This is a genomic window from Nitriliruptor alkaliphilus DSM 45188 (assembly GCF_000969705.1).
GTDB classification, from domain to species: Bacteria; Actinomycetota; Nitriliruptoria; order Nitriliruptorales; family Nitriliruptoraceae; genus Nitriliruptor; species Nitriliruptor alkaliphilus.
On record NZ_KQ033901.1, the window covers coordinates 813,013 to 833,215 of the forward strand.

At 69.1% G+C, this 20,203-nt stretch carries 18 protein-coding genes and 1 tRNA gene; 12 read left to right on the plus strand and 7 right to left on the minus strand.

Annotation, left to right across the window (positions count from 1 at the left end):
- Positions 1-3 precede the first annotated feature (3 nt).
- The 12 genes from NITAL_RS03795 to NITAL_RS03850 all read left to right on the plus strand — a co-directional run bounded on the left by NITAL_RS03795 (position 4) and on the right by NITAL_RS03850 (position 11,009).
- On the plus strand, positions 4-861 hold the full coding sequence (locus NITAL_RS03795) for a fumarylacetoacetate hydrolase family protein (protein ID WP_052664834.1): 858 nt from the start codon (positions 4-6) through the stop codon (positions 859-861).
- Positions 858-1,625, plus strand: a complete 768-nt coding sequence (locus tag NITAL_RS03800) for an SDR family NAD(P)-dependent oxidoreductase (protein ID WP_052664836.1) — start codon at positions 858-860, stop codon at positions 1,623-1,625. The genes NITAL_RS03795 and NITAL_RS03800 overlap by 4 nt, the downstream gene beginning before the upstream one ends.
- A complete protein-coding gene (locus tag NITAL_RS03805; protein WP_083441196.1) occupies positions 1,622-1,948 on the plus strand; it encodes an L-rhamnose mutarotase in 327 nt (108 codons plus the stop codon). The genes NITAL_RS03800 and NITAL_RS03805 overlap by 4 nt, the downstream gene beginning before the upstream one ends.
- Positions 1,941-2,723, plus strand: a complete 783-nt coding sequence (locus NITAL_RS03810; RefSeq protein ID WP_052664838.1) for a (Fe-S)-binding protein — start codon at positions 1,941-1,943, stop codon at positions 2,721-2,723. The genes NITAL_RS03805 and NITAL_RS03810 overlap by 8 nt, the downstream gene beginning before the upstream one ends.
- Before the next feature lie 44 nt (positions 2,724-2,767).
- Positions 2,768-4,234 (plus strand): LutB/LldF family L-lactate oxidation iron-sulfur protein, encoded by a 1,467-nt coding sequence (locus NITAL_RS03815; RefSeq protein ID WP_342674215.1) that lies wholly within the window; start codon positions 2,768-2,770, stop codon positions 4,232-4,234.
- Entirely contained in the window at positions 4,231-4,857 is a 627-nt protein-coding gene (locus NITAL_RS03820; protein WP_052669391.1) for a LutC/YkgG family protein, read from the plus strand. The genes NITAL_RS03815 and NITAL_RS03820 overlap by 4 nt, the downstream gene beginning before the upstream one ends.
- A 61-nt stretch (positions 4,858-4,918) precedes the next feature.
- Positions 4,919-5,863 (plus strand): AraC-like ligand-binding domain-containing protein, encoded by a 945-nt coding sequence (locus NITAL_RS03825; protein ID WP_052664840.1) that lies wholly within the window; start codon positions 4,919-4,921, stop codon positions 5,861-5,863.
- 114 nt (positions 5,864-5,977) lie between these two features.
- Positions 5,978-7,039, plus strand: coding sequence for a carbon-nitrogen hydrolase family protein (locus tag NITAL_RS03830; protein ID WP_083442079.1), 1,062 nt, complete (start codon positions 5,978-5,980; stop codon positions 7,037-7,039).
- A gap of 71 nt (positions 7,040-7,110) precedes the next feature.
- Positions 7,111-8,418 carry a phenylacetate--CoA ligase PaaK gene (gene paaK / locus NITAL_RS03835; RefSeq protein WP_052664842.1) on the plus strand — a complete coding sequence of 436 codons (1,308 nt, stop codon included), beginning with the start codon at positions 7,111-7,113 and terminating at the stop codon, positions 8,416-8,418.
- A 385-nt stretch (positions 8,419-8,803) separates the two neighbouring features.
- Entirely contained in the window at positions 8,804-10,129 is a 1,326-nt protein-coding gene (locus NITAL_RS03840; RefSeq protein WP_157041600.1) for a hypothetical protein, read from the plus strand.
- Positions 10,126-10,356, plus strand: coding sequence for a hypothetical protein (locus NITAL_RS03845; RefSeq protein ID WP_052664846.1), 231 nt, complete (start codon positions 10,126-10,128; stop codon positions 10,354-10,356). The genes NITAL_RS03840 and NITAL_RS03845 overlap by 4 nt, the downstream gene beginning before the upstream one ends.
- Positions 10,353-11,009 (plus strand): hypothetical protein, encoded by a 657-nt coding sequence (locus tag NITAL_RS03850; RefSeq protein WP_052664848.1) that lies wholly within the window; start codon positions 10,353-10,355, stop codon positions 11,007-11,009. Before NITAL_RS03845 ends, NITAL_RS03850 begins: the two co-directional genes overlap by 4 nt.
- Positions 11,010-11,026: 17 nt before the next feature.
- Here the strand turns inward: NITAL_RS03850 and NITAL_RS03855 are convergent, their stop codons facing one another.
- The 7 genes from NITAL_RS03855 to NITAL_RS03885 form a co-directional block, all read right to left on the minus strand.
- The gene (locus NITAL_RS03855) at positions 11,027-12,646 is read right to left on the minus strand and encodes a glycoside hydrolase family 13 protein (protein WP_211262183.1); all 1,620 of its coding nucleotides are present in this window, start codon (positions 12,644-12,646) and stop codon (positions 11,027-11,029) included.
- 211 nt (positions 12,647-12,857) lie between these two features.
- Positions 12,858-15,149 carry an exo-beta-d-1,3/1,6-glucosidase gene (locus tag NITAL_RS03860; protein WP_342674216.1) on the minus strand — a complete coding sequence of 764 codons (2,292 nt, stop codon included), beginning with the start codon at positions 15,147-15,149 and terminating at the stop codon, positions 12,858-12,860.
- Positions 15,150-15,249: 100 nt separating this feature from the next.
- Positions 15,250-16,155 (minus strand): ABC transporter permease subunit, encoded by a 906-nt coding sequence (locus NITAL_RS03865; RefSeq protein ID WP_083441198.1) that lies wholly within the window; start codon positions 16,153-16,155, stop codon positions 15,250-15,252.
- A gap of 10 nt (positions 16,156-16,165) precedes the next feature.
- Positions 16,166-17,071: an ABC transporter permease subunit gene (locus tag NITAL_RS03870; RefSeq protein ID WP_052669396.1), complete on the minus strand. Its 906-nt coding sequence runs from the start codon at positions 17,069-17,071 to the stop codon at positions 16,166-16,168.
- 41 nt (positions 17,072-17,112) lie between these two features.
- Positions 17,113-18,351, minus strand: coding sequence for an extracellular solute-binding protein (locus NITAL_RS03875; RefSeq protein WP_211262186.1), 1,239 nt, complete (start codon positions 18,349-18,351; stop codon positions 17,113-17,115).
- Between the two features lie 435 nt (positions 18,352-18,786).
- Positions 18,787-19,854 (minus strand): LacI family DNA-binding transcriptional regulator, encoded by a 1,068-nt coding sequence (locus tag NITAL_RS03880; protein ID WP_052664853.1) that lies wholly within the window; start codon positions 19,852-19,854, stop codon positions 18,787-18,789.
- Between the two features lie 194 nt (positions 19,855-20,048).
- Positions 20,049-20,140 (minus strand) — tRNA-Ser (locus NITAL_RS03885).
- Positions 20,141-20,203: the final 63 nt, after the last annotated feature.

Sequence of the window (20,203 nt, forward strand, 5' to 3'; positions counted from 1 at the left end):
ACCATGCGCCTCGCCCGACTCGGCCCCCCCGGCGAGGAGATCCCCGTCCTCGTCCACGACGGCACCTCGCTCGACCTGCGTCCAGTGACCGACGACATCACCCCGGCGTTCCTCGCCGCGGACGGCCTGACCCGGGTTCGCGACGCCCTTGCGGCTGGCACGCTCGCGCCGCTCGAGGATGCGGGAGAACGGCGGGTCGGTGCGCCTATCGTCCCGCCCGGCAAGATCGTCTGCATCGGTCTCAACTACCGCGATCATGCCGAGGAGACCGGAGCCGCCCTCCCGGCGGAGCCCGTGGTCTTCATGAAGGACCCGGCCACGGTGGTCGGCCCGTACGACACCGTGCTCATCCCGCCCGGTTCCACCAAGACCGACTGGGAGGTCGAGCTCGGCGTCGTCATCGGCAGGCAGGCGCGCTACCTGGACTCCGAGGCCGACGCCCTGGCGCACGTGGCGGGCTACGTCGTGTCCCACGACGTGTCCGAACGGGAGTACCAGCTCGAACGCGGGGGGCAGTGGGACAAGGGCAAGAGCTGCGAGACCTTCAACCCGCTGGGTGGCGAGCTGGTCACGGCGGATGAGATCGCCGACCCGCAGGATCTACGCCTCACGCTGTCGGTCAACGGGACCAAGCGGCAGGACGGCACGACCGCCGACATGGTCTTCTCGGTGGCCCACATCATCTGGTACCTGAGCCAGTTCATGGTCCTGCGTCCCGGTGACCTCATCAACACCGGCACGCCCGCCGGCGTCGCGCTGGGTCTGCCCGACCACCCCTACCTGCAGCCCGGGGACGTCGCCGAGCTCGAGATCAGCGGCCTCGGCAGCGCCCGGCAGACCTTCGCAGCGGCAACGCGATGAGCGCGCCCGAGTACGACGGCCTGGTGGCCGCGGTCACCGGCGGCAGCGCTGGCATCGGCCTGGCGGTCGCCGAGGAGCTGGCCGCCCGTGGTGCCCGCGTGGCGTCGCTCGATCTTGACGTGGCCGACCTCCCCGACCACGTGCTCGGCGTCTCCTGCAACGTCACCGACAGGTCCTCGATCGACGCAGCCATCGCCCGGGTCGTCGATGAGCTCGGCGGTCTGGACGTCCTGGTGAACAACGCCGGCATCAGCGCCGTCGGCACCGTCGAGGAGCTGAGCGACGACCAGTGGCACCGTGTGCTCGACGTCAACGTGGTCGGCATCGCGCGCGTGTCGGCGGTCGCACTGCCTCATCTGCGCCGCTCCGCCCACCCGTCGATCGTCAACATGTGCTCGATCGGCGCGCTCAACGGGTTGCCACAGCGCGCGGCCTACAACGCCTCCAAAGGTGCCGTGCTGGCCCTGACCTACGCGATGGCCACCGATCACGTCGGTGAAGGGATCCGTGTCAACTGTGTGTCGCCTGGCACCGTGCACACCGGCTTCGTGGACCGGATGCTCGCGAAGTTCCCCGATCCGGCGAAGGAGAAGGCGGCGCTCGATGCCCGCCAGGCCACCGGCCGCATGGTGTCTCCTCAGGAGGTCGCCGACGCCGTCGCGTACCTCGCCAGCCCCCGCTCGGGCTCGACCACCGGGACGGCGCTCGACGTGGACGGCGGGATCACGCATCTGCGCCCTCGCGCCACGCAGAGCACCCGATGACGCTGCAGCGCCATGCCGCGGTCATCCGGCTCCGGCCGGAGAAGGAGGAGGAGTACCGCCGGCTGCACGCGGCCGTGTGGCCCGACGTGCTCGCCGCGTTGCAGCGGGCCGGGGTGCGCAACTACTCCATCTTCCTCCGCGACGGCCTGCTGTTCAGCTACATGGAGTACGACGGCGACGACTTCGAGCGGTCGATGGCCCTGATCGCGCAGGACCAGGCGACCCAGCGATGGTGGACACTCACCGACCCGTGTCAGGAGCCGCTCGAGTCGGCCGGTGCCACCCGGTGGGCACCGATGGAGGAGGTCTTCCACTGTGACTGAGCCCCCGCCCCCATCGTCGCCCGAGCACCGTCCACGTCGGATCGCGCTGCTGATCACCTGCCTCGCGGACACGCTGTACCCGGATGTGGGCAGGGCGGTCGTCGCGCTGCTGGAGCGGCTCGGCCACGAGGTGGTGTTCCCGCGGGCGCAGACGTGCTGCGGCCAGATGCACATCAACACGGGGTACCAGCAACAGGCGCTGCCCATCGTGCGGCACTTCGTCGAGACCTTCGAGAACCACGAGCTGGTGGTGGCACCGTCAGGGTCGTGCGTCGGGTCGGTCCGCCACCAGCACGCGATGGTCGCGCGCGCGGCCGGCGACGAGGAGCTGGCACACCGGGCCGAGCGGATCGCCGCGCGGACCTTCGAGCTGTCGGAGCTCCTGGTCGACGTCCTCGGTGTGACCGATGTCGGCGCGTCGTACCCGCACCGGGTGACCTACCACCCGACGTGTCACTCGTTGCGGATGCTCGGCGTGGGGGACAAGCCCCTGGCACTGTTGCGGCAGGTGCACGGCCTCGAGCTCGTGGAGCTGCCTGACGCCGACCAGTGCTGCGGGTTCGGTGGCACCTTCGCGCTCAAGAACCCGGACACGTCGACGGCGATGCTGGCCGACAAGATGGCCAACGTGCTGGCGTCGAAGGCAGAGGTCTGTTCGGCCGGCGACAGCTCCTGCCTGATGCACATCGGTGGGGGACTGGACAGGCTCCGTGCGGGCGTGCGCACGGTGCACCTCGCCGAGATTCTCGCATCGACCGAGCAGGTCGACGCGTGACCCCCGAGGGCGGCGGTCCGTTCTCGGTGGGCACGCCGTTGCCGGTGGCCCATGCGCCCCGTGGGGTCGGCCACCTGCGTGGTGACCGGCCGTTCCCGCAGGCTGCCCGTGAGGCGTTGGGCGACACCCAGCTGCGTCGCAACATCGGCGACGCGACCCGGACCATCCGGGCCAAGCGGCTGGCCGTGGTCGACGAGGTCGACGACTGGGAGGCCCTGCGGGATGCCGGTGCCGCGCTGAAGGCGGCCGCGATGGCCCGGCTCCCGGAGCTGCTCGAGCAGCTGGAGGAACGGGTCGTGGCCAACGGCGGGGTCGTGCACTGGGCACGTGACGCGACCGAGGCCAACCGGATCGTCACCGACCTGGTCCTTGCCACGGGCGAGCGCGAGGTGGTCAAGGTCAAGTCCATGGCCACCCAGGAGATCGGCCTCAACGAGGCCCTCGCCGATGCCGGCATCGCCGCGTGGGAGACCGACCTGGCCGAGCTCATCGTCCAGCTCGCCGACGACCAGCCCTCGCACATCCTCGTCCCTGCGATCCACCGCAACCGCGCCGAGATCCGCGAGATCTTCCTCCGCGAGATGCCGGGCGTGGACCCGACGCTGACCGACGACCCCCGGCAGCTGGCCATGGCGGCGCGGGCCCACCTGCGCCGACGGTTCCTGTCGGCGAAGGTCGGGGTGAGCGGGGCGAACTTCGCCGTGGCCGAGACGGGAACGTTGTCGGTGGTGGAGTCCGAGGGCAACGGCCGGATGTGCCTGACCCTGCCCGACACGCTCATCACGGTGATGGGGATCGAGAAGCTGGTCCCGACGTGGCAGGACCTCGAGGTGTTCCTGCAGCTGCTCCCCCGGTCCGCCACCGGCGAGCGCATGAACCCCTACACCTCGTTCTGGACCGGCGTGCACGACGGTGACGGGCCGCAGGCCTTCCACCTGGTCCTGCTCGACAACGGCCGTACTGCCACCCTGGCCGACGAGGTGGGCCGCGCAGCGCTGCACTGCATCCGCTGCTCCGCCTGCCTGAACGTCTGTCCGGTCTACGAGCGCACCGGCGGCCACGCCTACGGGTCGGTCTACCCGGGGCCGATCGGGGCCGTGCTGTCCCCGCAGTTGACGGGCGTGGAGGACAACGCGTCGCTGCCGTTCGCGTCGACGCTGTGCGGGGCCTGCGAGGACGCCTGCCCGGTCAAGATCCCGATCCCCGAGATCCTCGTGCACCTGCGTGCCCGACACGTCGCCGAGCAGTCCGAGCAGCGACGCCTCCCCACCGGCGAGGCCACAGCGATGGCCACCGCGGCCTGGGTGATGTCCGACCCGAAGCGGTTCGCCGCCGCGCAGCGCGCCGTCGGCGCGGGGCGGCTGGTGGCCCGGGACCGGGGTGGGCAGCGCACGATCCGCAGCGCCCCGTGGCCGCTGTCGGCCTGGACCACCAGCCGCGACGCCCCGGCCCCGCCCGCCGAGACCTTCCGTCAGTGGTGGGACCGCACCCGCGGGAAGGGGTCGCGATGACCGCGCGAGACGAGGTCCTCGCACGCATCCGGTCGGCGCTCGGTCCGGCCCCGGCCGCCCCCGACGTCCCGCGCGAGTACAGGGGGCAGGGCAGCGATGATGGCCGGGGCCGAGCCGCGTTGCTCGACCTCCTCGTCGATCGCCTGGAGGACTACAAGGCCACGGTGGTACGGGTCGACGTCGGCGGGGTCATCGACGCGGTTACGAGCGGGCTCGGGGACGCGGCGACCGTCGTGGTCCCACCCGGCCTGCTCGACGCGTGGCTGCCGACGGGCCCCCGCACGATCCGCGACGACGGCCTGGACGCGGAGGCGCTCGACCAGGTCGACGCCGTCGTCACCGGCGCGACCGTGGCGGTTGCCGACACGGGGACGATCGTGCTCGACGGCTCGCCCGACCAGGGTCGACGCGCGATCACCCTCGTGCCCGACCTCCACGTCTGCATCGTCGCAGCCGACCAGGTCGTCGCCACGGTCCCGGACGCCCTCGCGCGACTCGACCCGACGCGCCCCCAGACGTGGATCTCCGGCCCCTCGGCGACCAGCGACATCGAACTCAACCGCGTCGAGGGTGTCCACGGCCCCCGCAGGCTCGTGGTCGTCCTCGTCGACGGCGACGCCTGACACCTCCGTGGTGTCGGCACCGTGATGGACAGGTCTCCGTCCCGCGCCGTACGCTCGATGCATGGGAGTCCAGGCCGTCATGTACACGACGGACGATGTCGCGCCACCGGAGCGGTTCGACTACTGGCGCGATGCCATCTGCGCGGCGTACGTCCGTCTCGATGCCGATCCCGTTGGTATCGGCTCCCGCTTCGATGGCTCGATCGATGTGCAGACCTGGAACGACACCCTGCGGATGTCCCACGTCGCGGCGGGCGGCCAGGTCGTGCGGCGCCCGTCGGGTGCGGACGGGGACGACTGCCTTCTCAGCATCCAACTGGTGGGGACCGGTCGCATCTCACAGGAGGGGCGCACAGCCGTGCTGTCGGCCGGCGACATGGCGCTGTACGACTCCTCGCGGTCCTACGAGCTGGTGTTCGACTCGCCGTTCCACCAGATCGTCGTGCAGTTCCCTCGTGAGCAACTGACGGGTCGCGGGATCGATCTGGCCTCGACGGTGGCCCGGCGATGTGCGGCTGAGGCGGCAACGACAGCGGTAGGGACCGCTCTCGTCCGGTCGCTGTTCTCCCACGCCGAGGGACTGGACACGCTGAGCACCAGAGCGTTGTCCGAGCATGCACTGGACTGCCTGGCGACCGCGCTGCGACCTCAGGGGGCGGCGCCCCCTCGGCAGGGGGCCGGCTTGACCCGTGCGCAGGTTCTGGCCTTCGCGGAGGCCAACCTGCACGATCCTGCCCTGTCGATCGCCGGGATCGCCGACGCCTTCGCCGTGTCGCCGCGGACGCTGCAGCGTCTCTTCGACGACGGCGAGGGATCACTGAGCGAACGCATCGCTCGTGCGCGCCTGCGCCGCGCGACGGCAGCGTTGGCCGATCCTTCGAGGGCGTCCTCTTCGATCGCGAGCATCGCTGCCGTGTTCGGGTACTGCGACGCCTCGCACCTGGCGCGGGTCTTCCGCCGCGCACACGGGTGTTCACCCTCCGAGTACCGCGCCGCGCGCGGCTGACCTGTCGCCTGCGTCCCGGTGACGTGACGTCTCCGTCCTCGCAACGTGACGAGTGTCGCCGTCACAGTGGTGTGGTCGGCCACCTGGGTCGACCAGTCGAGGGAGACGACGAGCATGCTGACGCGAACGGTTCGAGCGGCAGCCGTCCAGGCCGAGCCGGTCTGGTTCGACATGGACGCCACCGCCGACAAGGCAGTGTCGATCTTCGACGAGGCGGGGCGGGCCGGGGCCGAGGTGATCGCCTTCCCCGAGGCCTTCATCCCGGGCTATCCGTGGCAGATCTGGCTCGACAGTCCGGCGGCGAACATGCCGCTGGTGCCGAGGTATCTGATGAACAGTCCGACGGTCGACGGGCCGCAGCTGGCCAAGATCGCCGACGCCGCCAAGCGCAACGAGATCACGGTCTCGATGGGCTACAGCGAACGCGACAGCGGGACCCTGTACCTCGCGCAGGCGGTCTTCGATCCGGCCGGCGAGCTGGTCCAGGCGCGTCGCAAGCTCAAGCCCACCCACGTCGAGCGCACCGTCTACGGCGAGGGCGACGGTTCTGATCTCGACGTCGTCGACCTCGAGTTCGGCAAGGTCGGTGGGCTGTGCTGCTGGGAGCACCTGCAGCCGCTGTCCAAGTACGCGATGTACAGCATGGGTGAGGACATCCACTGCGCGGCATGGCCATCCTTCTCCATCTACCCAGGCGCCGCGCAGGCACTCAGCCCCGAGGTCAACACCGCTGCCAGCCGGATGTACGCCGTCGAAGGTCAGGTCTTCGTGCTCGCGGCCTGTGGGCTCATCGGTGACGCCGGCGTCGAGTTCTTCTGCGACACCGATACGAAGAAGGCGCTGCTGACCAGGGGCGGAGGCTTCGCTCGGATCTACGGCCCGGAGGGCTCCGACCTCGCTGAACCCCTCGCCGAGGACGAGGAAGGCATCCTGTACGCCGACTGCGACCCGGCACTGCAGGCGATCGCCAAGTCGGCGGCCGACCCTGCCGGCCACTACAGCCGCCCGGACGTCACCCAACTCCTCCTGCATCGCTCGCCGACCCCGCCGGTGGTCACCCGTGGCCAGCACGCCGCGCGCAACGACGAGCGCGTGACACGCGAGCACGTCCAGGACCGCACCGAGGACGACGCGATCGTGGTTCCCGAGAGCGTCAAGGCCACGGCCGAGGCCTGAGCGGGATCGCACCGGCGGGGACGCTTGGCCGCGTCCCCGCCGTCCCCAGCCACGACCGGGAGCCGCTCGCCGTGCGCGACCTCACGCCCGACCCGTCCACGCTCGACCCGATCGAGACCGCGTCGGTCGACGAGTTGCGGTCCCTGCAGCTCGAGCGGCTGCGCTGGTCGCTGCGGCACGCGTACGACAACGTCCCGCACTACCGCGAGGCCTTCGACGCGGCCGATGTGCACCCCGATGACTGCCGGGATCTGGCCGATCTCGCCCGGTTCCCCTTCACCACCAAGCAGGACCTGCGCGACCACTACCCCTTCGGCATGTTCGCGGTGCCGCGCGAGCAGGTCGTGCGCGTGCACGCCTCCTCCGGGACGACCGGCCAGCCCACGGTCGTCGGCTACACGGCCGACGACGTGTCCATGTGGTCGGACGTCGTGGCGCGGTCGATCCGCGCGTCGGGTGTGCGATCCGGCGACGTCGTCCACGTCGCCTACGGGTACGGGCTGTTCACCGGTGGCCTCGGGGCGCACTACGGGGCCGAGCGGCTCGGGTGCACCGTGATCCCGGTGTCCGGCGGCATGACCGAGCGGCAGGTCCGGCTGATCAGCGACTTCCGGCCGGACGCGATCATGGTCACGCCGTCGTACATGCTGGCGCTCATCGACGAGATGCGGGCGCAGGGCCTCGATCCGCGCGACACGTCGCTGCAGGTGGGGATCTTCGGCGCCGAGCCGTGGACCGAGGCGATGCGCCAGGAGGTCGAGAAGACCGTCGACATGCACGCCGTCGACATCTACGGGCTGTCCGAGGTCATCGGCCCGGGCGTGGCCAACGAGTGCGTCGAGACCAAGGATGGCCTGCACGTCTGGGAGGACCATTTCTACCCCGAGGTGATCGACCCGGAGACGGGTCAGGTGCTGCCCGACGGCGAGCGGGGAGAGCTCGTGTTCACGTCCCTGACCAAGCAGGCCATGCCGGTCGTGCGCTACCGGACCCGGGACCTGACGCGGCTCCTGCCCGGCACGGTGAGAACCATGCGACGTATGGAGAAGGTCACCGGCCGGTCCGACGACATGATCATCCTCCGCGGCGTGAACCTGTTCCCGACGCAGGTCGAGGAACTGCTGCTGGCCGAACCCGACCTCGCCCCACACTTCGAGTGCGTGCTGACGCGACCGGGGCGCCTCGACGAGCTGACCGTCCGGGTCGAGATCCGCCACGAGTCGCTGCCGGCGGACCAGCGCACGGCGATCAGCACCCGCCTCCGCCACCACATGAAGTCCACGATCGGCGTCACGGCTGACATCGAACTCGTCGAGCCCACCGCGCTCCTCCGCTCGGTCGGGAAGATCCAGCGTGTGCGCGACCTCCGCGGCGCCTGATCCACGGCACGACGACCGGGCCGCCCCGGTAGCGCCGCTTCGCGCCGCGCAGCAGAAAGGCGGGCCTCCTACGGGAGACCCGCCCTGACCTGCGGTGATGTGGCGGAGGGTGAGGGATCTGAACCCTCGAGACCCTTGCGGGCCTACCCGCTTTCGAGGGAGTGGCGGCGCTGCCGGCCAGGAACCTCACCTGCCGGAACCTGCCGCTGACCTGCAGCTTCGCCGCATCGCTCTGCCTGTCGGTGAGGGCTGGCGCCGGGACGTGCCACACCACGTGTGACCAGCACGTGACCAGCGCCGTGGTGCCGGTTGGTCGGGCACGTCGCGCCGGATGGCTCCGAACGACTCGAGGACGCTGCGATCTGTCGGCCGTGAGGTCGCGCTGATGGCCGGCGCCGAGCCCACCAGCGCGACCCGGCCAGTGATGCAGGCCCGTGACGTCGTGGCGTTCGGCCACGAGACCGGGCGTGCGCTCTCCGACGGCCGGATCATCGGACGAGCTGAGCCGTTCGCCAAGGTCTTCCCCTCCTCACGCGAGGTGAAGCGAGCGGTGGGCCTGGTGGCGTGGGCCATCTTGGAGGACATCGCCCTCGACGCCAGGCTCGACGATGCGGGGCGGCTGGTCTCGACCACGAACGTGCGCCGCATCGCGGCCAACCTCGGGATCAACAAGGACACGGCGGCCAAGCACCTGGCCCGGCTGCGTGACTACGGCTTCGTGCTCCAGGAGGAGGGCCGCCAGGGCCCGTCGGGCCGGTGGGAGGCATGCCGGTACGTCCTCGATCCCTCGGCGTGTCTGGAGCGGTTCACCCACACCCCGCCCTCGACCAGCCGCGGCCGAAGTGCGCGCCGGCCAGTCGCCGACGACGGCGCCACGACGCGGTGTCCGAAGGACCCGGACACGGCCTCCGAGCGGGCCGATCGGCTGCTGAATTCCGCCGTGTCCGAAGGGGCCGGACACGGCGGCACCGGACGCGGTGAGGTCGGACACAACAGAGAAGAAGCTGCTGTTGGAGACCAACAGCAGACGGTGGGTAGCGACGATGCCGTCGGCCAGCTCGTCGGTCTTGGGATCGCGGCCGACCGCGCCAGACGACTGGTGGAGGACCACGGTCCCGACCGCGTCCGTGCCGTGGTCGACGGGGCTGTCAGCCGGGAGGTTCGCCGTCCTGCGGGCTGGGTGATCCAGGCCCTGGCCGAGGGCTGGGATCTCGGGCCCGACCGGCACGAGGACCGCGAGCTGGTGCGACGCCGGGCCGAGCGGCGCGCGGCCGAGACACGCCGCCACCTCGACGAGCTCTGCGACGACGACGAAGCCCATCGTGACGCCACCGGTTGGGCGAGGGTGCTCGACGGCGTCCTCGACGACAGGTTGCTGGCTGAAGCGGTCCACGCCGTCGCCGACCGGCTGCCTTCGGCGGTCCAACGATCAGCACCGATCGTCCGGTCCCACCTGCTCGCACTAGCCGCCCAGGCGCATCTCAGCCACCCGGAGGAGCCGGTGGACGCCGCGCTGAGGAGACACCTCCGTGACCGGGCGATGGCCCCCGTGACCACAGATGGTCACACGCGTCTCACGGCCGCACCCGCTGGTCACCCGCGCGGTGATGCGGGCCGTCTCGCCTCCCGGATCGCAGCCGTGCTCGCCCACGGCCGCAGCTGCCCACCGCCGCATCAGGCACCGATCGCACTGGAGAGGACGCACCGATGACCCGTACCCACGAACAGATCCTCGCCCACCTCGAGCAGGCCGCTGTCGGCGAGGGCGTGCCCGCCGCCGACGTCGACCGCTACATCGCCGACCGGCTCCAGGTCCCCTTGGACTACTACTTCGCCTACCTGCTCGTCTGGGGCGCCATCGAAGCTCACCGTGCTGCCAGCGGGCTCGCGCGGCCGATGGCCGGAGCAGAAGCTCGCCCGGGCGGTGAGCCGCGATGACCTCCCCGCACGAGACGGCCCAGTTCCGCAATAGCGCCACCTACACCGTCGTGCTGACCTACACCGTCGCGGGTGGCGCCCGTGTCCAGACCGCACGGCGTCGGGCTGAGCGGGTCGCCGAAAAGATCGCCAACGCGGCCAGCCGCCTGGGAAGCGTTGTGGACGTTCGCGCCGTGGCCGGGCCAGCCGGTGCCGATGGCGAGCTGCTCTGGCCGACACCGGTGCGCTTCTCGGCGGCGAACACTGGTGAGTCGCGCCTCGATGACCCGGGCAAGCTGCCGCGCTACCTCGACCCTGACTACGAACGAGCGCTCACGTCCCTGGCCGACGCCCACGTCCGTGCCCGCGCTCGACGAGATGCCGACCGTGAACGCCGCCGCGCCATCGGATGCGCCAATGCGCTCCAAGCGGTCACCCCGTTCAGCCGTGGGTGCAACTGCGTGTACTGCCGGCCTGTCGAGCACCACGCGGTGGCCCTGTCACAGACCGACGGTGAACACTGGTGTTCGTGCGGCCGCTACATCACCACAGCCGGCGAGCGCTGCCCCGACCATCGGGACGTGCAACTCGTTGTCCTCGACGGCGACCCCGAAGAGCTGACGACGCTGGCGAGCCGCCCCGATAACCGAGGCTCGATGCAACAGGATGAGTGAAAGGGTCGGCACTGCGTTTACCGGTCAGTCTGTAGCCAGACGGCCGTGTCCTGCGGCAGCGTTCCGTCGCCGGTCAGGGGTCCGCTGGTGAGCGTGATCTGTGCATCCGGGGGCAGTTGCAGCGGCGTGTCGGCGAAGTTGACGGCGCAGACGAAGCGTGGGGACCTCGCGAACATCAGCACGTCCTCCGGTGTGTCACACCACTGCATGGTGCCGTCGCCGAGGGCGGGGTGGTCGGCACGCTGGCGCAGGGCCCGGCGGTACAGGTTCAGGGTCGAGTCGGGGTCGGCAGCCTGGGCGTGGACGGTGCGATCCGCCCACGCTGCTGGTTGTGGCAGCCATGGCGGGGCTGACCCGTCGGGGCTGAACCCGAACGGCGGGGCGTCGCCTGACCAGGGGATGGGCACACGGCAGCCGTCCCGGCCTCGGAGGGTGCGGCCCGATCGCTCCCAGGTCGGATCGGTCAGCACCTCATCGGCGAGATCCTCAACCTCGAGCAGGCCGAGCTCCTCGCCTTGGTACAGGTAGACGCTGCCGGGCAGTGCCAGCATCAGCAGGATCGCCGCGCGTGCCCGTTGCAGGCCACGCTCGTGATCGGCGGGGACACCGATCAGGTGGTCGAAGTTGTGCCCCCGTTCCTCGCCTTGGGGCCTGGCGTAGCGAGACGGGTGGCGGGCGACGTCATGGTTGGACAGCACCCAGGTAGCCGGAGCGCCCACGGCCTGCTGGGCCGCCAGGTTCCCATCGATCACGAGGCGAAGTGACTTGGCGTGCCAGCGCGAGGAGAGGAACTCGAAGTTGAAGGCGTTGTGCAACTCGTCTGGCCGCACGTACTGGGCCATCCTCTCAGGCGTGTCCACCCAGGCCTCGGCCACGAAGACGCGCGGTGGGTCGTAGCTGTCAGCGACCTTGCGCCAACCCCGGTAGATGTCGTGGACATCCGGCCGGTCCCAGTGGGGATGCTCGCGGTCCGGGCCCGTTCGGTGTGACAGCTCGAGCGCGTCCAGGTCGGGCAGATCGACATCTTTGGTCAGGGAGTTGGCCACATCGATGCGGAAACCGTCGACGCCACGATCGAACCAGAACCGCAGGGTGTCCTCGAAGTCGGCCCGGACCTCTGGGCAGGACCATGCCAGGTCCGGCTGTTGGGCGGCGAACAGGTGCAGGTACCACTGGCCGGGCTGGCCGTCGGGCTCCGTCACCCGCGTCCACGCCGGACCGCCGAACTGGCTCATCCAGTTGTTGGGTGGCTGGTCCCCACCTGGGCCGCGGCCAGGGCGGAACAGGTAGCGATCGCGTGCCGTCGAGCCCACGCCACTGGCGAGGGCCTGCTGGAACCACGGGTGCTGGTCGGAGGTGTGGTTGGGAACGATGTCCAGCAGCACACGGATGCCGAGTGCGTGGGCATCGCTGATGAACCCGTCGGCATCAGCCATCGTGCCGGCTTCCGGGTGCACGTCCCGGTAGTCCACGATGTCGTACCCGCCGTCGGCGAGGGGTGAGGGATACCACGGGTTGATCCAGATGGCGTCGACACCCAGGTCTGCCAGGTACGGCAACCGCGAGCGCAGGCCGGCGATGTCGCCCGCCCCGTCGCCATCGGCGTCGGCGAAGCTGCGCAAGTAGACCTGGTACACGACCGCGCTTCGCCACCAGTCCGCTCCTGCCCCGGTCACCGACGCGCCCCCGCGACGGGGAGGACGCGCCGGTCTGACTCCATGGACCCGGTGCGCGAACGCATGTATGGCTTCATCGGTCAACTCCTGTCGTGAAGGTCGCAGCAACGGGCCGCGAATCGGCTCGTTGGGCTCGTTTCGGAGCGCCTCGGCGAGCGTCTTGGGGCTGAACTCATTGATGATCGATGTTGCAGTGCCGTATGCGGAAGCTGGTGCTGAGGAGGTCCATGGTCCGGGAGCTGGGTCCAACGAGCAGCGCGAACTCACCTGGTTCGACGACGCGGCGGCCATCGGCGGTGACCAGCGTGCAGGACGCTGCGGGCAGCTGGAGGTCTACGGTGATGGCTTCGCCCGGGTCGACGAGGACCTGCCGGTAGGACTTGAGCTCCTTGCCGGCCCAGGTGACGCTCGTGACCAGATCGCTGACGTAGACCTGCACCGTCTCCAGAGAAGGGCGAGCGCCGGTGTTGGTCAGCGTCACCTCAGCCCGGATCGCGGCGTCGGGGGTCACTTCGGGGGTGTGGATGACCAGATCGGTGTACTCCACCGTGGAGTAGCTGAGCCCCTCCCCGAAGGCGAACAGCGGGTCTTGGGTGAGATCGGCGTACCGGTCGCCGTGTTGACCGCGGATGACGTTGTAGTAGACGGGTTGTTGGCCGACATGCCGTGCGAACGACACGGGCAGTCGCCCTGAGGGTTCGATCCTGCCCATGATCAGCTCGGCGATGGCTCGCCCGCCACGCATCCCGGGGTTGAACGCCTGGATGAGCGCGGCGGCATTCAGAACGGCCTCGGGCAGCGCCAGGGGCTTGGAGCTGAGCACGACCACGATCATCGGCGTGCCGGTGGCTGCCAACGCTTCGAGCAGCGCGATCTGCCCGCCGACGAGCTCCAGGGTGGCGGTCGAGCGGGACTCGCCGGTCAGCGCGATGTTGTCACCCACGACGGCGATCGCGTAGTCGGCGCGCTGCGCAACGGCCACCGCCTCGGCCACCATGCTCGGGTCCACGGGGACAGGCTCGAGCATCGGGTGCCCCAGGCCGTTGGGGAGGAGCGAGCCGGACGACTTCACGACGCCGATCTCGGCCCCACGAGCATGGGTGACGGTCCAGTCGGCAGGGACGACCGCACGGAGACCGTCGAGCACGGTCTCAACGGTCTCGCGTGGGTGACCGTCCATCATCCAGTCGACCTGGCCGGAGGAGCCGGCCCAGTCGCCCAGTTGGACGTTCGGATCATCGGCGTTGGGCCCGATCACCGCGATCGTGCGGGTGTGGCCGCTGACCTCGGTCCGCACTGCCGTGGGCTTCTCCAGTGGCAGGGTCCCGTCGTTGCGCAGGAGCACCAGTGATCGGCGCGCGATCTGGAGGTTCAGGGAGGCGTGGTCGTCGCAGCCGATGACCACCTCCTGGCGTTCTGGATCGGGCAGGCGTGGGTTCTCGAAGAGTCCCAGCTCGAACTTGGTGCGCAGGATGCGGCGCAGCGGCGAGTGAAGGTCCTCCTCGGTGATCAGACCCCGCGACAACGCCTCCTGAGCACCTTCGAAGAAGCCGGGAGTGCCCATCACGATGTCGTTGCCGGCGCGGAGGGCAACGGCGGCTGCCTCGGCGTCGTCGGTGCACACTCGCTGTTCTGTCACCATGCGTCCGACGTTGTCCCAGTCGGTGACGAGCGCGCCGGTGAACCCCCACTCCTCCTTCAAGACGTCGTTGAGCAGCCAGGAGTTGGCCGTGATCGGTACGCCGTCCATCGACTGGTAACCGAGCATGAAGGTGCGACAACCTTCGCGTGCCGCACGTTCGAAGGGCGGGAGGAACCATGATCGGAGCTTGCGGCGGCTGATGTCGGCTTCACTTGCGTCACGCCCTCCCTGGGTCTCGGAGTAGCCGGCGAAGTGCTTCGCGCAAGCCAGGACTGCCGTTCGGTCATCTAGGCCGTCGCCCTGGTAGCCGCGGATCATGGCGGCACCCAGCTCTGTGATCAGGAACGGGTCTTCACCGAACGTCTCATCCACGCGGCCCCAACGCAGGTCCCGCACGATGCACAGGACGGGTGAGAGGACCCAGTGGATGCCGGTGGCGGACGCCTCGATCGCGGTGACTCGGGCGCAGCGTTGGACCAGGTCCGCGTCCCACGTGGCGGCCATGGCCAGCTGCGTCGGAAAGACCGTCGCACCGGGCCAGAATCCGTGACCGTGGATGCAGTCGTCCGCGACCAGTAAGGGGATGCCGAGGCGGGTGCGCGCCGCCAGGGCCATCGCCTGCGTCATCCGCTCCGGGGAGGCGTGGATGATCGACCCGGCGTGCCGTTGCACCACGACGTCCTCGAGGTCGTTCATGGCATCGAGTTGCAGGAGCTGACCGATCTTCTCCGCCGGGGTCATGCGGGTCAGCAGGTCGTTCAGCCGTTCTTCGATGGGTAGGGCCGGGTCTTGGTACGGGGCTGACCGGCGGTCAGCCAGCACGTCCGGCGGCCCGGACAGGTTCGACAGCAATCGATACTCCGCGAGATGTTGGATGGCGAGGTGGATCCGCACGCTGGCAGGGGCGGCGGCCGGTTCGGCCCTACTTGATCCCGGCGTCGGCGACGCTCTGGATGAAGAACCGCTGGAGGAGGATGAACAGCAGCACGATCGGGCCGATGACCAGGACAGACCCGGCGAGCAGCAGTCCGTAGTCGGTGGCGTCCTGTCCTGTCGAGAAGAGGGACAACGCGACCGGAAGGGTGTACTTGTCCTCGCTCTGGGCGGCGACCAGCGGCCACAGGAAGTTGTTCCACGAGAACAGGAAGGTCAGGATCCCCAGCGTCGCCAGCGGTGCACCACAGAGGGGCATGACGATGCGGGCGAAGATCCCGGCCTCACCTGCCCCGTCCAGCCGAGCGGCTTCGATCAGCTCGTTGGGGATGCCGAGCATGAACTGGCGCATCAGGAACACCCCCACCGGTGTGGTCAGGAACGGTAGGAACAGCGCCGGATAGGTGTTGACCAGACCGACCTTGCTGATCAGCACGAACAACGGCGTGAAGGTGACCACGACCGGGGTCATCAGCGTGATCATCACCAGGGCGAACAGCACTCGCTTCCCGGGGAAGTCCATCTTCGCCAGGGCGTAGGCGACCATCGAGCAGAAGACCAGGTTGCCGAGAACGGTGACGATGGCGACGAAGAGGCTGTTGAAGAAGAACTGCTCGATGTGGAGCTCCTGGAACCATCTGGCGTAGTTGCTCCAGACCGGCTCCGCGGGCCAGAACCCGGTCGGGTTCCGCAGGATCTCGCCCTGGGTCTTGAAGGAGCTCAGCAGCATCCAGGCGAAGGGCAGCATGGTGGCCGCCAACCCTGTGATCAGCGCGGCGTAGAGCACCGCGGCTCGCCGTGACGTCACAAGACCGAGGCGTCGCGTCCTCGGGGTTGGGATCGTGCTCGGACGAACGGGCTTGCGGGTGGGGAGCGTGTCGTCGGCGATAGCCATCTGTGTGCCCTCAATCCTTGGATCGCAACGCCCGGAACTGCACCAGGCTCAGCAGGGCGATAGCCACGAACAGCACGTAGCTGGCAGCGGATGCCGTGCCGTACTTGCCGAACCCGAACTGGTTGTAGGTGAAGTAGCTGACCGAGAGGGTCGAGTCCAGCGGCCCGCCCTTGGTCATGACGAACGGCTCCTCGAAGAACTGCAGGTAGCCGACGGACAACAGGACGGCGCCCAGGAGGAGCGTCGGTCGCATCAGGGGAAGGGTTATCAGCCGGAAGGTCTTCCACCCGCTGGCGCCGTCGACCCACGCGGCCTCCTTGACCTGCTCCGGGATCATCTGCAGGCCAGCGAGGAAGATGATCATGAGCGTTCCCATGTTCCGCCAGACCGCCATCATGATCATCGCGGGCATCGCCCAGGTCGTGCTGTTGAGCCAGTTCGGCCCGTCGATGCCGATCCATCCCAGCATCGCGTTGAGCAACCCGTTGTCCTGCAGGATGAACCTCCACACCACGGCCACCGCAACGATGCTGGTCACCACGGGGGTGTAGAAGCCGACCCGGAACGCTGTCCGGAACCTGTCGATACCGCTGTTGAGGGCCATGGCGAGCGCCAACGCGACGATCATCGTGAGCGGGATCCCCACGATCACGAAGTACGCCGTGACCACCATCGACTGTCGGAACTGTGGATTGCTGAACAGATCCGCGTACTGATCCAGGCCCACGAAGTTGACCGACAGGGGGTCTTGGACGTCGCGGCTGCTGAAGTCGGTGAAGGACATCAGGAACGAGCTCACGAGCGGGAAGAGCATGAAGACGGCGAAGCCGGCCACGAAGGGCAGGGCGAACAGCCACGCCACCACTGCTCGCTTGCGGCGCCGCGCCTTGACCGGATCCCTGCGGAGCCGCCTCACGGCGTTGCCGTCGTCCGCCCTGGTCTCGGTGGTCGACACGGTCAGGCTCCCGTACCGATGGAATCGGCAGTTGCCTGCAGGCTCTTCATCGCCTCCGCTGGGGACAGACCCGCCCGAATGACCTGCTCGAGAACTGTGTCGGCAGCGGCGCTGACCTGGGTCCAGGTCGGCACAGCTGGCGGTGAGTTGATGTCCTCGAGCTGGGCACCGAAGACCGACAGCTTCGGGTCATCTGCCAGTGCCGGCTCGGTCCAGGCGCTCTGCGCGGAAGGAAGGTCTCCGACGGCCTGCTGCCACCTGACCTGGACCTCGGGCTGGGACAGCCACTGGATGAACCTCCACGCAACGTCCTGGTTCTCGCTGTTCTCGAACACCACCAGGTTGCCGCCACCGACGAAGGACGTCGACGACGTGCCCGCTGGTATCCGTCCGACCCCGATCAGCTCCTCGAACTCGGACCCGCCGGCGGCGCTGAGGCTGCCGATCGCGCTCGGCCCGGCGACGAACATCGGTACCGAACCGTTCACGAACGCGGCCTCCGCTGCGCCGGCTCCGGTGTCCGGCGTCGCGGTCGCGATCCCGTCGGTGAAGAGGCTCTGGTAGTAGGTCAACCCATCGACCATCTCGTCCGAGTCCAGGGTCCATTGCGTCTGGTCCTCGTTGGTCAGCTCGGCGCCGGCCGACCACAGGAACGGCAGCATCGACTGGAAGGAGTCGGCGCCCGCCACCGGCAGGTTGATCCCCCAGGTCGCTCCGGCCTCGGTCTGCATCGCTTCAGCCATGGCCTTGAAGTCATCCCTGTCGGTCGGGAACGTCGGGTACCCGGCATCCTCGGCGAGGTCCGCGCGGTAGTAGATGACCCTGGTGTCGACGTACCACGGCACACCGACCATGGTGCCGTCGACCTCGTTGGAACCCAGAGACCCGTCGAAGAAGTCACTGGTGTCGAAGTCGGCGGGTACCGGGGCGAAGGCATCCGCGAAGTCCCCCATCCACGTCGTGCCGATGTGCGCCATGTCGGGGGTGGAGTTGCCGGCGATCGCGGTCTGGTACTTGTTGTGCGCCGCGTCCCACGGGACCGCCGTGACGTTGATCGTCACGTCTGGATGCTCGGCCTCGAACTCCTCGGCGAACGCGGGCAGCGCGGCGCCCTGGTCGGCCTGGGCCCACACGGTGATCGTGCCGGCGAGCTGACCCTCCCCGATGGTGCTCGCCTCCGCCGGTGCGCTGTCGGCCTCGCCGCTCCTCCCGCAGGCGCTCAAGGCCAGTGCGGCTGCCATCACGACCGCAACGGCCGGCTTCACTCTCGTTCGCAACATGGGGGCTCTCCCATTCATCGTCGATCAACTCCGGCAACTTCGTGCTCACGGTCGGGCTGTCCCTCTGGAGCCACCGTCGACGCATCGGAGACGTCCCCCAAGCCCCGGTTCGAACGGAACTGCAGCACCGCTGCTCCCTCCAGCGGGGCGCGAATCTATGCGCTTAGATTGGGACGCCCGTCACCTAAGCGCATAGACCGAGGTTTGGCAAGAGCTTTCTTCGGAACCCGGCGGTGGGCGGTGTCGCGGTCGGGTGCTTGGTACATCCGTCGCAGCAGGTCCACGGCGACCCAGGCGGCGGCGACCTCGTCCTCGGTGTCCCCGGCCGGAGCCGGTCGAAGGCTCCTTGTCAGGGTGGCCCAGTCGGGTCCCACGGAACCCGAGGGGGATCCAGGCCTAGCCGTCGCCGGCTGAGCAGCCGCAACTCTCCCGCAGTACGAGCTGCACGGGGAACCGTCGAGAGCTGGTTGGCTCCGTTGGATGCGTGATCCGGCGTACGAGGGTTTCCACCGCCATCGCGCCCATCGCCGCCATCGGCTGACGCACCGTGGTCAGTTGGGGAGAGAGGAGGCGCCCAGCGACCAGGCCGTCGAATCCGGTCACCGCAACCGTGCCGGGTACGTCGACTCCCAAGGCGCTCAGGGTGTCCATGAGTGTCCAGGCGACCTCGTCGGTGGCGCACACGAAGGCGTCCGGCAGTGCGTTCCGATCCTCGAGGTCCACGACCATCGCTCGATGGTCGCCGTCTGCCGCAACGGGCGCGCGGGGGACTGGAAGTCTGGCGGCACGCAACGCGGCGCGGAACGCGTTGAACCGATCCAACCGATCGACGTCATGGATCGGGCCGACGAACTGCAAGGTACGCGCGCCGTGCGACGTGATGAGGTGCTCGGTCAGGTCGCGCATACCGCCGGTGTTGTCCACGCTGATCCGACTCAGGTCGTCATCGACCGTCGATTCGGCGAGGACCACGACAGGCAGAAGTTGAGCCGTGCGATGCAGGTCGGTGTCGCCAACCGTTCCGGAGAACACGGCCAGGCCGTCCACCCGACCGGCGATGTCGAGCAGCACGGCACTGCTGTTCGCTTGGCTTGCGCCCCCGACCAAGAGGGCATAGCCACGCCGCCAGGACTCCCGCTCGACGCCGCGCTGGACTTCGTCCACGTAGAGCGGGAACTGCCGGCAGTCGGCGTTCGGATCGGCCGACGATGGGTCGAACGACGGTCCCCTCTCGAGATCCACAGGCCGGTGGTCCAGAGAGAGCAGGCCCAACGCACGGGTACGACCACGCGCCAGCCCCCGAGCGCTGGCGCTGGGTATGTACCCCAGTTCCCGCGCCGCGGCGTGGACCAGTTCGCGCGTCGATTCCTTCACCTTGTCCGGCTGCCGGAAGGTGAACGACACCGTGGCGATCGACACCTTGGCCTTCTCGGCGACGTCGTACACCGTGGGACGCTTGGCCACACTGCACCTCCTCGGTCGTGAACCCTATGCGCATAGAGGCGAGCGGCTACGCCCTGAGCTCGAGGGCGCGATGACGAGGACCCCACGGACGCCCTCGACGACGCCTCTGCCGTCGGATGTGACCAGCGCGGCTTCGCGCCAGGCAGCAGAAGGGCGGGCCTCCTACTCGAGACCCGCCCTGACCTGCGGTGATGTGGCGGAGGGTGAGGGATTTGAACCCTCGAGACCCTTGCGGGCCTACCCGCTTTCGAGGCGGGCGCACTCGGCCGGACTATGCGAACCCTCCAGGCGCCCGCGGAGGGTAGGGGTTCTCCGTCGAGAGCGGCAACCGACCCGCGGGTCGGCGCGG

Bases quoted from the DNA above. Each gene is read 5' to 3' on its own strand.
- NITAL_RS03840 (WP_157041600.1), top strand. From the start codon at position 8,804: ATGGCCGGCGCCGAGCCCACCAGCGCGACCCGGCCAGTGATGCAGGCC.
- NITAL_RS03795 (WP_052664834.1), top strand. From the start codon at position 4: ATGCGCCTCGCCCGACTCGGCCCCCCCGGCGAGGAGATCCCCGTCCTC.
- NITAL_RS03865 (WP_083441198.1), bottom strand. From the start codon at position 16,155: ATGGCTATCGCCGACGACACGCTCCCCACCCGCAAGCCCGTTCGTCCG.
- NITAL_RS03850 (WP_052664848.1), top strand. From the start codon at position 10,353: ATGACCTCCCCGCACGAGACGGCCCAGTTCCGCAATAGCGCCACCTAC.
- NITAL_RS03845 (WP_052664846.1), top strand. From the start codon at position 10,126: ATGACCCGTACCCACGAACAGATCCTCGCCCACCTCGAGCAGGCCGCT.
- NITAL_RS03875 (WP_211262186.1), bottom strand. From the start codon at position 18,351: ATGGCAGCCGCACTGGCCTTGAGCGCCTGCGGGAGGAGCGGCGAGGCC.
- NITAL_RS03825 (WP_052664840.1), top strand. From the start codon at position 4,919: ATGGGAGTCCAGGCCGTCATGTACACGACGGACGATGTCGCGCCACCG.
- NITAL_RS03830 (WP_083442079.1), top strand. From the start codon at position 5,978: ATGCTGACGCGAACGGTTCGAGCGGCAGCCGTCCAGGCCGAGCCGGTC.
- NITAL_RS03820 (WP_052669391.1), top strand. From the start codon at position 4,231: ATGACCGCGCGAGACGAGGTCCTCGCACGCATCCGGTCGGCGCTCGGT.
- NITAL_RS03800 (WP_052664836.1), top strand. From the start codon at position 858: ATGAGCGCGCCCGAGTACGACGGCCTGGTGGCCGCGGTCACCGGCGGC.
- NITAL_RS03805 (WP_083441196.1), top strand. From the start codon at position 1,622: ATGACGCTGCAGCGCCATGCCGCGGTCATCCGGCTCCGGCCGGAGAAG.